Raw genomic sequence first — 14,079 nt, forward strand, 5'->3', positions numbered from 1 at the left:
AACGAATGAGCTCCAAATTAAGATACGCAATAATAAAAATAATATTTTGCCCGCTTAACGTATCCTATCCATAGACTAATCCGTTTACAGGGTAGATTTCAAATAAAATAAACGGATGGAGGTCGCATACGCATGGCGTACATTCCTTATGTCATTGAACAAACGAATCAAGGGGAAAGATCCTACGATATTTATTCGCGGCTCTTAAAGGACCGAATTGTGTTTGTAGGGGCGGAGATTGAGGATCAATTAGCGAATAGTGTTGTTGCCCAATTGCTGTTCTTATCAGCTGAGGATCCAGATAAAGATATACACATGTATATCAATAGTCCAGGGGGCTCCGTAACAGCGGGATTAAGTATTTATGACACAATGCAGCTCATTAAACCGCAAGTAAATACGATCTGCACAGGTATGGCGGCTTCCTTTGGTTCACTTCTATTGTTAGCTGGGGCTAAAGGTAAACGTTATGCGCTGCCGAATAGTGAGATTATGATTCACCAGCCACATGGTGGTGCGCAGGGGCAGGCCAGTGATATTGCGATTAGAGCCAAACGTATTTTGAAGCTACGGGAAGTGCTTGTCCAGATTACAGCGGACCGAACCGGACAGACGGTGGAAAAGGTACTACAAGATATGGATCGGGATTATTTTATGTCAGCCGAGGAAGCAGTGGAGTACGGGATTATCGACAAAGTTATCACAAATCTGTAAGTCGAAGGAGTGAAGTGAATGATGCTGGAAGCTTTGCAGGGCAAAGAGGTAACCATTTATTTTGTAGATGGCTCTAACGCTAGAAAAGGCATTTTGGAAACGGTAACTGAGAAGTTTATTAAATATCGGACAGAATTCGAGGAGCTTTATATTCCCATGACTTCCGTCTGTTCCATCACACTAGATACTAAAGGACGGGAACGCGCCCGTGTAGGATTTACACAATAACCATTATCGGATTTAAAAATAGGGTTAGGGAAGCTTTCCCTAACCCGTACTTTCACGAATTGCCAAATAATGAGCTACATTTGCATGATGCTGAATACCCGTCTCCCCTTTAATCAGCTTGATTAAAGTTCGGGTAGCAGTCATTCCAATCTCCGTTCCGGAGTATTCCACCGAGGACAGCTTGGGACGAACGACAGAAGCGATAAAGCTATTATCGAATCCGAACACCGCAACATCCTCTGGCACCCGAATACCGTTATCAATCAGAAAATTCATCGCCCCTACAGCTATCCAATCTGTGGAGCAAAAAACCGCAGTAGGTAGCTCCCCGCTATCCTTAATCCGGCGCATAGCGTCACTTCCATCTTCTACGGCCATTCCACTTTCTACTACCCATTCTTCTCTTAAGGTAATGCCTGCATCCATAAGCGCATGTTGATAGCCGCGATATCGATCGCCACCCACTGCATTATCTCCAGATACCCGGATCATGCCGATACTTCTATGTCCTTTTTGAATCAGATAAGTAACGGCTTCATAGGAGGCGGTAACATTATCCAGATGGACAGAAGGGATCGAATCAATCTGAGATTGTTCTCCAACTAACACGCAAGGTGACCCGGATTTCTGGATAATCTCCAAATGCTCCTTACTCGGAACCGAGCCTACATATATATAACCCTCAGTCCCCATATGGTGGAATAAGTTCAAATAATGAAGTTCACTATTAACACTTCCGTCTGTTAACCCGACCAAAACATCATAACCATATAGCTCGGCGAGATCACGTATGCCAATATTGAAATCATCAAGCACGGTATTACTGTTCTGCGGAATAATGACACCAATCAGAGGTGTATCCGATTTACCTGCATCTGAACCGATGACATTAGGACGGTAATTCATTTGTTTCATGGCTTCCAATACACGCTTACGAACTTCCTCGTTTACCGGTTTGCTGTTATTGACAACCCTTGATACGGTAGCTATTGAAACGTCAGCCATTTTGGCTATATCTTTAATTTTTACCTTCAAGAATATCACCATAACTTTCCAATCTTGTATTCGTTCTAGAATATATCGCAAGCATATCACGGATAGCTTCAAGAATCCAAAAGATTGTTATTGACCAGGAAAATAAAAGATCCTATAATGATCGCATAGGAAAATAATTTCCTTAAATAAACCCTAAATAGATAGTTTTTTAGTCGATAATCTTAAGTTTTTTTATGAAAATCACTAATTCGTGAATTAAATAGGAAAATATTTTCCTGAGAGGGTATATGAATACGAAGGAGCTGCATACATTGAACAGAACATGGTGGAAAGAAGCCACAGCGTATCAAATTTACCCACGGAGCTTTATGGACAGCAATGGCGATGGTGTTGGAGATCTGCAGGGAGTCATCTCAAAACTTGATTATTTACAGGACCTTGGTATTAATGTCATTTGGATCTGTCCTATTTATAAATCCCCGAACGATGATAATGGATATGATATTTCAGATTACCAGGATATTATGGCGGAGTTCGGCAGTATGGCTGATTTCGATCAGCTACTAAGCGAGGTTCATGCGCGGGGCATGAAGCTGATTCTGGATCTTGTCATTAACCATACTTCAGACGAACATCCTTGGTTTGTAGAAGCGCGTTCAAGCAAGGATAATGCTAAACGTGATTATTATATTTGGAGAGATCCTAAGGACGGAAAGGAACCGAATAACTGGGAGAGTATTTTCAGCGGTTCGATCTGGGAGCTTGACCCTGCTACAGAGCAATATTTCATGCATGTATTCTCCAAAAGACAGCCTGATCTCAACTGGGAGAATCCTGAAGTGCGTCAGGAATTATACGGTATGGTCAATTGGTGGCTAGATAAAGGGATCGACGGTTTCCGAGTGGATGCTATTTCACATATTAAGAAAATTCCAGGTCTTCCTGATCTGCCAAATCCAGATAATCTTCCGTTCGTTTCGTCCGGCGCGGGTCATATGAATCGGGAAGGAATTCACGATTTTCTTCAGGAGCTGAAACAGGAAACATTTGATCGTTATGACATTATGACCGTTGGTGAAGCGAGTGGTGTTAGTGTCGATCAAGCGGAAATGTGGGTAGGCGAGGAGCAGGGCAAATTCAATATGATTTTTCAATTCGAGCATTTAGCTCTTTGGAATAAGAGTGTTACGGGTGGCTTGGATGTTCTGCAGCTGAAATCAGCACTTTCCCGCTGGCAAAAAGGTCTTGAGGGTAGAGGCTGGAATGCATTATTTATCGAGAATCATGACCAACCACGTTCAGTTTCCACTTGGGGAAATGATGGCGAGTATTGGAAGACATCGGCCAAATCGCTGGCTACAATGTATTTCCTAATGCAAGGAACACCGTTTATTTATCAAGGTCAAGAAATTGGGATGACTAATGTACGATTTGATTCCATGGATGATTATGATGATGTGGCGATGAAGAACCTGTATCGTTTAGAGACAGAAGCCGGAAAATCACATGAAGAAGTAATGGAGGTTATCTGGAAGAACGGTCGCGACAATTCTAGAACGCCAATGCAATGGGATGACTCTGAGAACGCTGGTTTCAGTAGCGGCAAGCCTTGGATTAAGGTCAATCCTAATTTCACGGAGATCAATGTGGAGCGTGCGAAGCAGGACCCTGATTCCATCTATCATCATTATAAAAAGCTAATCGCACTTCGGGCCGCTAATCCTATTACCGTTTATGGAACCTATGATTTGATCCTGCCTGAAGATGAACGAATCTACGCTTATACTCGTACACTTGGCAATGAGAAATTACTGGTCATGTCAAACCTGACTTCAGAGGAAGCGCTGTTCGACCTTCCGTTTGAGTTGGAATTTGACTCCAGTGAGTTGCTGTTGAATAACTATGAAGTTGACCCTGCCGAGAAGATCGAGACAGTGGCATTACGCCCTTACGAATCTCGTGTGTATATGCTGGTTAACGCACCTGTAGAGCAAGAGGCAATTCGTGAGAGTGTGCCTGCAACAACGGTTTAATTATTTTAATAAACGCAAGAATGCCCCTCGGCCAATGGCTGAAGGGCATTCTTTTTATTAAATATCAATTATTTACTCTGTTCGCCATCATCCGTAGAAGATAAATCCGGCCGTTGCAGAATATAACTATTAGACATATTCAGGAGCCGCTGAACGGCATCAAATTGCGCTTGTGTTGAGCCGCCCTCAGTTTCAGAGCCGTCGATTAGGTTATAGTTATTTCCATCATCGTAATCAACACCAGTCAAGTACAAGCTTGTGTCATTAATAAAAGAACCAGTAGGAAGAAAATGTCTAACAGGTAGCAGATTGGTCTGTTGATTCATCAGATCTTCTCCGAAGTGGAGCTGGTCCTTCATAGAAATCCCTAACAGATTAGCTACGGTTGGTAAGATGTCAATCTGACCGCCAGTTTGGGTATACACAGTAGGTTGGTCTATACCTGGGGCATGAACTATGAAAGGAACGTTGAACATATCGGTATATCCATACTCGTGTCCGACCATTTCCTCCATTAATGATTTCTCATTGCCGTCAAGGGAATACAGGGATACACCTTGATGATCTCCATAAAAGACAATAACGCTATCTTCCCATAACCCGCTGGACTTTAATTGATCTAGGAATTGTCCCATAGCGTAATCTGCGTAATTTTGGGCTAAAATATAGTCGCCGACTAAGGTCCCTTCGTACCGTTTAGGCAACGTCATTTTAAATTTAGATTCTGGCATTTTATAAGGGTGATGAGCGCTCATAGAAATGACCATTGCGTAAAAAGGATCGTCTTCCGCATCCATTTTGACTAATTCAGGAACGGTCTTGGCATACAGCACCTCATCGGAAGATCCAAATGCGATATGATCATCATCTCCATAGAAGGACTGATCGTAGTATTTATCAAAGCCTAGCACCTTGTATAAGGTTTTGCGGTTCCAGAATTCTACGCTATTGGTGTGAAAGGTGGCCGTGTTATATCCATTAGCTTTCATCAGCTTAGGCAAACTTGGAAGTTCCTTAGTCATATAGTTGGACGAAGTGGCTACTTCGTGATGAGGAACATAGAGAGAGGTGTTCACAACAAACTCAGCATCCGATGTTGTTCCTTGCCCCGCATTTGTATAGAAGTTATTGAAATAATGTTCGCTTGAAATAAGTTTATTTAGATTGGGAGTTACTTCCTGTCCGTCAATGCTTAAGCCAAGCAGGAAATTCTGAAAAGATTCCATTTGCACTACAATGAGATTTTTACCTTGAGCCGCTGCCCAATACTTTGGTGAGACTGGCTCCGTAATCCCCTTTGTAGCGTCCACAGACTGCTGCGTAATTTCTTTGCTGTCGATCATTTCTTTCTTTTCTGTGGTGTCGGCAAAAATGGTATATACCTCGTAATTGAGAATCCCCATACGCTCTGCCTTTTTGTTCTCGTTCATACTGGCATGATTCGGCCAAATATTAAAGACACAGATCGCAAGTGAAACACTGATGATCCCAAGCAAGGCAGTTCGGTTCATACGCCGGTTCATGCCTCTATCTTTCCAGATCGCAATATATTTGGGACGGAACATGAAGAACATGAAGACTACAATATCCACAAAAATGAACAAATAGTATGGATCCAGCAAGGAGTATGTGCTTTCTCCGACCTTGGTTACCTTATCTGCCTGTTGCAAAGCATGGTAAGTAGCAATTACGCCGTAATATTTGTAATACATCAGGACGGCAAAATAAATCACTGAAATTAATAAGTTCGCAATCATGTAATACAGAAACTTCCGTTTGGAAGCCATCCATTCAATGAGTCCAAAGACGATAAAGAAGAACGGGATCTCTGTGAGCAGCATGCTCCAATTAGGGCCGTCACTAAATACTACGAACCAGGCCACTGCGCATTTTAAGAGCAGGATAAAGCTAAAAATTAGAAAGGGCTTGTTTTTTATTTGAAAATCTTTTTTCACTCGTAATCATCCTCTCTGGTGCAAAACAAACTAAAATCCTGCATAACTCTGTATGTTGTGGGAATCCGTTGCAATATGCCGATGCTTATTATGCTCTTGAAGTTTTAGTGTGTCAAAAGACGGACGAGAGACCTAGAGCGCAGCAACAAGCGATTTATGCCATATAAACAGTTAAAATCAGCTTCAATCCTAAACTACAGGTTAAATGAGTATAAATTGATTTAAAAAATTACAGCTTCTCGCAACTTTACATAATATTCCACAGTCTATATAAGAAGATTGAATACATTGGGGGTCCTTATTGTTGCAGATCAACAGTTTGACCCTACCGATTCTAAAAGGAGTGATCTTAAGTGGGAAGACAAATTTCAAGCATTAAAATTCAGATAAGACGAATAGGTATTGTAGTTGTTGGGGCAGCTATTATCCTAGCTACAGCCTCACCATTAATAGTAAAAGCGGACAGTGTTGTGAATTTCCCGGATGAAAAGAAGTTATTGTCTGGCATCACAGGGCTGGATGCGGGGGATAGGAGCGCTTATGCCATCACTGCGGATGGAACAGCCTGGGCTTGGGGGGGTGGATACGGTTCTATTGGTAATGGGGCAACCACGCCAGCGTATACTCCAGTCAAAATGCGCATCGATCATGTTAAGCAAGTTTCAGGTGGCTACCGTCATAATTTGATGTTGAAAGACGATGGAACAGTGTGGGCAGTAGGGGGGAACGAACATGGACAACTTGGCACTGGAGCGCAGTCCTCGACAGTCCTTGTAGAGCCGGTTCAAGTGAAGGGGCTAACGGATGTGATTTCTGTTTCAGCAGGAGACACACATAGCTTAGCGCTTCGAAAAGACGGAACGGTATGGGCGTGGGGAGGCAATGAGCAAGGAGAACTCGGTGATAATTCGGGGAAAAACGGGCTAACACCGGTGCAGGTGAAAGGACTACCCTCCATTTTAGCTATAGCTGCAGGATCGAATAATTCAGTGGCACTTGGAAACGGCGGAGAGGTGTGGGTATGGGGCTCATCTAAAACTAGAGGCATTAAAAAGGATGCGGTTCTAAAGCCTACCCTACTTAAAGGCGGCGGGGAGTATAGAGCTGTTGATACTGATGGGTGGAATGGAGTAGCTTTGAGATGGGATGGTACCGTTTGGTTATGGAATAATTACACAGATATGAATCCGGGTGGAACTTTACAGCCGATTCAGATTCCAGGACTCACTGATGTCGTATCGATGACAACGGACTCTGCAGTAAAATCCGATGGAACCGTATGGCAGTGGACAGTTGGCGATAAGAATAAGATGAATGTTAAACAGATTAGTGGTATTCAAAATGCAGTTTCGATTACCAGCGGGAACAGAAATCATTATGTGCTCTTAAAAGACGGTCATGTTCTTGCATGGGGGACGAATGAATTTGGACAGACAGGGTTAGGGGTTAGAGATTTTATGATTGACACGCCTCAGCCAGTGAAGAAATCGATAGAGGTCCTGTTGAACAATAGTAAAATGGATCTGACCATGCCTCCTTTACTGCTCAACAATTCTACTTACGTTCCTTTAAGAGGAATATTTCAGCAAATGGGAGTGGATGTACGTTGGGACGTTCCATCGAGATCAGTTATTGCCGTGAAGGAATCTACCTCTACTACGCTGATCTTAAATTCGGTTAATGGACAAACGGCAGTGAATGGAAAAGTGATAGCCACAGATCAAAAGCCAGTCTTTATTAATGATAGTGTATATGTACCTTTAAGACTGGTGAGTGAAATGTTAGGCGCTAAGGTAGAATGGGATGCCGAAGCTTATGCTGTTCAAATTCATTCCAATTAAATAGGAGTATTTTGACATTAAGTATTATTTGTATTAGTATAACTAATACAAATAATACTTTTTTTGAATGGATGGATAATATGATTATTACGCTTGATTTTAACAGTGATACGCCAATCTATGTACAGCTTCGTAATGAGATCGTGATTGGAATAGGCTCAGGTGAACTGGCGGATGGGGAGAAATTACCGACGGTGCGCCAAATGGCTGAAGATTTAGGGATAAATGCAATGACCGTGAACAAAGCGTACGCGATTTTGAAGAATGAAGGCTTCATATCGATAGATCGCAGGTTTGGTGCAACAGTTGCTCCGATAGGGAATGGACAGCCAGAGTTTAAGGAGAAGCTGGAAAATGAACTACGGTTAGTCATCTCGGAGGCAAGTGTAAAAGGGATTGGGCGGGAGGAGTTTATGCAAATGTGTGCCGGAATCTTTTCATCCGTATCGTTTAAGTCTACATCTATCACGGACTAGGGGGACACTCAGATGGCTATCGTCTTCTTTTGTATAGCTATATTTATTTTAGTTATTTTGTTTTTTACGTATATGAGTACTTTGAAGCTGAAGGATAATCTGTGGTTTGGGGTTAGTCTGCCGGTGTTTGCTCTTGAGGATGAACGTCTGCGCGAACTGCAAATTTCAACTGAGAAGAGGTATAAAAAATATGGACTCCTATCAGTTCTAGCATTGATTCCTATCTTGTTCTTAAGCTCCTATCTCTCTTTCACACTGATCTTTTTTTATGTTTGGACGTGTGGAATGATGCTTCTGCTTCGAATTCCATTCCTTAAGGCACATCGTGCAGCGGTAGAACTGAAACGGGAAAATGAGTGGTTCGTGGGAGAGAAGCGAATGGTTCGAATGGATACCAAGCTATCTCTGCTAAAAAAGAAAATGAGTCTTTCTTTATACTGGTACATAATCCCTGCACTGATTGCTGCGTTATGTTTTATGATTCCAGTTCCGGAGGATAGTATTGAAATTCTTCGAATGGCTGGTGGCATAGCGTTAGGGTTGACCGTATTTTTCTGTATTATTGCTATCTCCTTTAATCGAATGAAGCCTAAAGTTTACACGCATAACAGCGAGACTAATATCCTGCTTAACCAGGCTAATCGCAGATACTGGTCCTTGCTATGGTTTGGCATGGCGATCATCAATAGCTGTATCGCCGTAATTTCGGTGTATTCCTTATCCTTAAATGGAGCGGCTTCATCTATAGTATGGAGTTTGAGGGTCTTCTTTTTCTCCGTTATTCCGGTGACAGGTATTTTTTATGTACATAATAAATTGAAACAACTTGAAGCTGCGCTGCTAAAAGGTGATCATGAGATACTTTACACGGATGATGATGAATATTGGATTAATGGGACAACGTATAATAACCCCAATGATCGCTCTGTTATGGTTCCGAAGCGTCTTGGGATTGGTACTACGATTAATATTGGGACAAAAACGGGTAAGAGTATATATTACGGCCTCTTTGTATTCGTTGCATTGCTGTTGATCGGGACGGGTTGGATGGGCGTTCAGACTGATTTCTCAACACCTACCTTAACTACAGATACAAATGGAAGGGTCTCGATTGAATATCCGATGTACAATTACAGCTTTGCCATGAAGGATGTGCAAGAACTGACGCTTGTGGACAGCTTACCAAGAGGCCGAAGAACAAATGGTGTTGCGACGGATACAGTAGCCATTGGAAACTTTAAGTTTGACGGGTTTGGAAAAAGTAAGGTCTATCTTGTGAAAAATTCTCCGCCGTACATTGTGATCAAATTGTCAGATATATATGTGCTTTACAACAATAAGGATGCCACTGAAACTGAACGTCTCTACGCGGAGTTGAAAGGGTGGTGAGGTTTCTCATTGAACTTAAAATAAAACGTATGAAGTAGCCCCCTATTGTGATAGAATAATCTAGTTGTCCTAGTTTCCGGAAATTTACTCCATTCCAGCGATTTTCATTAGATATATAGGTGGATAATCGAGGAAATATGAGCATTCAAGAGTATTAACAAGAATCCTTGAAGATTTTACACAATAAACATCATTTTTTGTCGGTTTTTATTGATTTGTTCAAAAATATTATGTATAATCAGCCTTGTTGATTTTGCAAATGGAATTTTAGGAGGTTTTTATTTTGGGAAAAGCGTTAATTATTGGCGCTGGCGGTGTTTCCAGTGTTGTTGTTCACAAATGCTGCCAGAACCCGGATGTATTTGAAGAGATCTGCATAGCTAGCAGAACTGTCGCGAAATGTGACGCTCTGAAAGATAAATTAGCCGGAGGCCGCACGAAGATTTCTACTGCTCAGGTCGATGCAGATAATACGGACGAAGTCATTGAACTGATCAAGAGCTTTGAGCCGGATGTCGTTATTAATGTCGCTCTCCCATATCAGGACCTGACAATCATGGATGCGTGCCTGGCAACAGGAGTGCATTATGTGGATACTGCCAACTATGAACCACAAGATACAGCGAAATTTGAATACTCTTGGCAGTGGGCTTACAAAGAAAGATTCGAAAAAGCAGGCCTTACCGCGTTGCTTGGTAGTGGATTTGATCCAGGTGTAACGGGCGTGTTCACAGCTTACGCTCAAAAGCACTATTTTGATGAGATTCATACCATTGATATTGTAGACGCCAATGCTGGTGATCACGGATATCCATTTGCAACAAACTTTAATCCTGAAATCAATATTCGTGAAATTACAGCCAATGGCCGCTATTTCGAGAATGGCGAGTGGATTGAAACTGCACCGCTTTCCGAGAAAAAAGTATACGATCTTCCGGAAATTGGACCAAAAGATATTTATCTTTTGTATCATGAAGAATTAGAGTCTTTGGCCGTTAACATTAAGGGTGTAAAGAAGATCCGTTTCTGGATGACCTTCTCGCAGAATTACCTGACTCACTTGAAAGTGCTTGAGAATGTGGGCATGACTTCTATCGAGCCTATCATGTATGAAGGAAAAGAGATCGTTCCTCTGCAATTCTTGAAGGCTATTTTACCGGACCCAGCTTCTTTGGGACCAAGAACAAAAGGCAAAACGAACATTGGATGTATCATCCAAGGAACTAAAGACGGAAAGCCAAAAACTTATTATGTATACAATGTTTGCGATCATGAAGAGTGCTATGCAGAGGTTGGCTCCCAAGCCATTTCTTACACTACAGGCGTTCCTGCAATGATCGGAGCGATGTTAATTATAAAAGGTATCTGGAAGAAGCCGGGCGTATTCAACGTTGAAGAGTTCGATCCAGATCCATTCATGGAAGCTTTAAATAAACATGGTCTGCCTTGGCAAGAAGATTTCTCGCCAACGCTGTTAGACTAAGGCGCGATAATGGATATAGATATCAGCGCGGTCCCGTCACCATGTTACCTTGTAGATGAAAGATTGCTTACACGTAATCTTGAGATTATGAATTCTGTACAGGAACGCACTGGAGCAAAGATTTTGCTCGCGCAAAAAGGCTTCTCCATGCATTCCTTGTATCCGTTAGTTGGGAAGTACTTGCATGGTGTAACCTCAAGCTCCTTGTTCGAAGCCAGACTTGGCTATGAAAAGATGGGCAAAGAGGTTCATGTGTACGCACCAGCTTATATAGATAGTGAGTTTGATGAGCTCCTTGGATACTCCGATCACATTGTGTTCAATTCTTTTGACCAGTGGAATCGATTCAAGGATCGCGTTAAGAATGCACCGAAACACATCAGCTGCGGCATTCGAGTGAATCCGGAATATTCCGAGATCGAAGTTCCGCTGTATGATCCGTGCTACAATTATTCCAGAATGGGAGTAACTCTCCCTAACTTCAGACCGGAAGAGCTTGAGGGCATTGATGGACTACACTTCCATACCATGTGCGAACAGAATTCGGATACACTTGAGCGTACGCTCAAGGTAGTCGAAGAGAAGTTCGGACCTTATCTCAAAGGAATGAAATGGCTTAATTTCGGTGGCGGTCATCATATTACACGCCCTGATTATGATCTGGAGACCCTGGTGAAGTGTATTCTACACATGAAAGAGACTTACGGTGTGGAAATCTATCTGGAGCCGGGAGAGGCAGTAGCTCTCAATACCGGATATCTGGTAGCTACCGTTCTTGATGTGATGCATAACGGAATGGACATTGCGATTCTCGATACCTCAGCAGAGTGCCACATGCCGGACGTACTGGCTATGCCGTACCGTCCGCACATTATCGATGCTGGACAACCTGGGGAATTTCCTTATACGTACAGATTAGGTGGAATGACTTGCCTTGCGGGAGATGTTATCGGAGATTATTCCTTCAAGGAGCCTTTGAAATACGGCGACAGACTCGTATTCCTTGATATGGCCCATTATTCCATGGTGAAGAACCATATGTTTAACGGTGTGAATCTGCCTTCTATTGTTAGTTACAATGAAGAAGAGGGAATCAAAGTAATCAAACAGTTTGCTTTCGAAGATTTCAGCGAACGTTTATCTTAAGATTAATAAAAAGGTGTCCCGTGATGGGACACCTTTTTTTGATTACTCCTTATTGCATCGTGATGGCGATGCGCTCCTCCTGTGGGAGCCACTCAACCTTTGCTCCGAGTTGCTCACTTATAAAGCGAAGTGGCAGATACATGGAACCGTTTACGATGAAGGGTAGTGTAGGAAGATTTACGGTTTTATTGTTCACCATTGTCGCTCCAGTTACACCGTTAATACTAATGGCGAGAGCCGGTTTATCTGTAGAGGTTCGTGTGATCATAATTTGTTTATCTATTGTTTTCGCAGCTGTAATGTTCTCTTTATAGGTAATTGTGGCACCTAATTTTTCGAACAGCGATCGAAGCGGGACGAAATTTTGTCCGTTTCTAGTAATAACTCCATTTGAGAGTGGGATAGATTCTCCGTTTAAGGAGATCGAAATAGGCTTTTGCACTGGAACGGGCCCGTTATGGCTGAATTCATAGTCGCCATAGCCTAGCTGTGCGTCCTTATTGACCCCCCAGCCCCAGAGTGAGCCGTCTTTCTTTTGCATGATGAGATGTCGTCCGCCTTTCTTTAGGCTGCTTACTTCTTTTTCGAGAAATGTGAATTTTGAATCTGCGGGCATCATTTCGTTTTCAATAGAAGTTTGATAGACGTTTCCTTCCCCGGTTAACGCAACAATAGAGCGTTCTACGATGTAAGCATCAACTACATTCTTGATCCCTTTTAGAAGAATCGGTGGTTGTTCATGATAGGTTGTTCCGTCTGAGGAACCTGTAATGGTAGCGCCCCAGAACCATAATTGAGAGGACCCATCAATGGCTAATAGGCTGTTCTGATTTCCTTTTAAACTTTTAATATTACTGATTCCCTTGAGAGGGGTCGCAGATAGATCTATTGGAGCTCCCTGGTTCTTGTAATAATCTTGGACTGGCCAACTCCATATGGAGCCGTCCTTCTTAAGTGCAAGATTGTTTTTGATTTGAATAATATCCGTTAAATTCTGGATGGTTTCGAAGCTTTCGAAGTCATCGCGTGTAGTAGAAACAGTTCCATCTTTCTTTAAGAACACGTAACGTGTCCAGCTCTTATGAAGATCAGACTCATAGTAACCGCCCACAGCAGCCACGTTATCGACGCCGGAAACCGGTGTGAACGCGGAGGTAGTGAGTCCATCGGATGAAAGGGGGGCGCTTAGAATTGTGCCGTCTCCTTTAAGGGCTATCGTTCTATTTCCGGTCATGAACATATCGACCAGATTGTCTAGCTCTTGAACGGGGGTCACTTTAACAGCTTCAGAGTATGCCGATGTTCTCCATTGCCAGACCGAAAGGTCTTTCTTCATTACATATTGGGAACCAAAGTATGCTTGTACCTCATTCAGGTCATGGATTTGAGTAGGGACGGAGCGATTACCGCCCCATACCCAGAAGGAACCATCTGTTTTGGTCAGATAATCCGCGCCATACGAAGTGAGGTTGGATGTCGTGGTTGTGTTCTCTGCAGCTGCAGCTGCGCTTACGTTACAGGCGAGGCTTAATACTAGAAGAGCACTAACCATGCTGATCCATTTTTTTTTCATAGGAATACCTCTCTTTTTCTTATTAGATAAATTTGATATGTTCACGATATAATCCATTATCTTACATTTAGACGCTAGAACTACTGGAAAAGTTTCTTCATATTTACCCGCTCACAAGAAAGGTCTCATGTGATACAATAATTTAGTCTGTTTTAAATAAAGAAAGTATAAGTTTCACACTATACTTTATCCTTATATTTCTCGCATACACACTTACCGTCCTTATAAAGACGCCGAAGGCGTTT

The 14,079-nt window shown here is 42.4% G+C and carries 11 protein-coding genes; 8 read left to right on the plus strand and 3 right to left on the minus strand.

Annotation, left to right across the window (positions count from 1 at the left end):
• Nucleotides 1-132: 132 nt before the first annotated feature.
• Both clpP and NSS87_RS10120 read left to right on the plus strand, forming a co-directional pair.
• On the plus strand, nt 133-714 hold the full coding sequence (gene clpP / locus NSS87_RS10115) for an ATP-dependent Clp endopeptidase proteolytic subunit ClpP (protein WP_339246745.1): 582 nt from the start codon (nt 133-135) through the stop codon (nt 712-714).
• 18 nt (nt 715-732) lie between these two features.
• On the plus strand, nt 733-942 hold the full coding sequence (locus NSS87_RS10120) for a hypothetical protein (RefSeq protein ID WP_231573413.1): 210 nt from the start codon (nt 733-735) through the stop codon (nt 940-942).
• 39 nt (nt 943-981) lie between these two features.
• On the opposite strand, the gene NSS87_RS10125 is transcribed toward NSS87_RS10120, so the two are convergent.
• Complete coding sequence (locus NSS87_RS10125; RefSeq protein WP_339246749.1) at nt 982-1,977, minus strand: LacI family DNA-binding transcriptional regulator; 996 nt, start codon at nt 1,975-1,977, stop codon at nt 982-984.
• Between the two features lie 272 nt (nt 1,978-2,249).
• On the opposite strand from NSS87_RS10125, the gene NSS87_RS10130 reads away from it, so the two are divergent.
• Complete coding sequence (locus tag NSS87_RS10130; RefSeq protein ID WP_339246751.1) at nt 2,250-3,971, plus strand: alpha-glucosidase; 1,722 nt, start codon at nt 2,250-2,252, stop codon at nt 3,969-3,971.
• Nucleotides 3,972-4,039: 68 nt separating this feature from the next.
• Here the strand turns inward: NSS87_RS10130 and NSS87_RS10135 are convergent, their stop codons facing one another.
• Nucleotides 4,040-5,926, minus strand: coding sequence for an LTA synthase family protein (locus NSS87_RS10135; protein WP_339246752.1), 1,887 nt, complete (start codon nt 5,924-5,926; stop codon nt 4,040-4,042).
• A gap of 353 nt (nt 5,927-6,279) precedes the next feature.
• Between NSS87_RS10135 and NSS87_RS10140 the strand changes: the two genes are divergently transcribed.
• The 5 genes from NSS87_RS10140 (at nt 6,280) to nspC (ending at nt 12,261) form a co-directional block, all read left to right on the plus strand.
• Nucleotides 6,280-7,767, plus strand: a complete 1,488-nt coding sequence (locus tag NSS87_RS10140) for a stalk domain-containing protein (RefSeq protein ID WP_339246755.1) — start codon at nt 6,280-6,282, stop codon at nt 7,765-7,767.
• Nucleotides 7,768-7,847: 80 nt separating this feature from the next.
• Entirely contained in the window at nt 7,848-8,243 is a 396-nt protein-coding gene (locus NSS87_RS10145; RefSeq protein WP_339246757.1) for a GntR family transcriptional regulator, read from the plus strand.
• Between the two features lie 12 nt (nt 8,244-8,255).
• On the plus strand, nt 8,256-9,632 hold the full coding sequence (locus tag NSS87_RS10150; RefSeq protein WP_339246759.1) for a DUF5808 domain-containing protein: 1,377 nt from the start codon (nt 8,256-8,258) through the stop codon (nt 9,630-9,632).
• A gap of 283 nt (nt 9,633-9,915) precedes the next feature.
• Nucleotides 9,916-11,115 carry a saccharopine dehydrogenase family protein gene (locus tag NSS87_RS10155; protein ID WP_042126167.1) on the plus strand — a complete coding sequence of 400 codons (1,200 nt, stop codon included), beginning with the start codon at nt 9,916-9,918 and terminating at the stop codon, nt 11,113-11,115.
• A 9-nt stretch (nt 11,116-11,124) separates the two neighbouring features.
• Complete coding sequence (gene nspC, locus NSS87_RS10160; protein WP_339246762.1) at nt 11,125-12,261, plus strand: carboxynorspermidine decarboxylase; 1,137 nt, start codon at nt 11,125-11,127, stop codon at nt 12,259-12,261.
• Between the two features lie 49 nt (nt 12,262-12,310).
• On the opposite strand, the gene NSS87_RS10165 is transcribed toward nspC, so the two are convergent.
• Nucleotides 12,311-13,834 (minus strand): stalk domain-containing protein, encoded by a 1,524-nt coding sequence (locus NSS87_RS10165; protein WP_339246765.1) that lies wholly within the window; start codon nt 13,832-13,834, stop codon nt 12,311-12,313.
• Nucleotides 13,835-14,079: the final 245 nt, after the last annotated feature.

The sequence above is a fragment of the Paenibacillus sp. FSL F4-0243 genome, assembly GCF_037963295.1.
In the GTDB taxonomy this organism is placed as follows: domain Bacteria; phylum Bacillota; class Bacilli; order Paenibacillales; family Paenibacillaceae; genus Paenibacillus_AQ.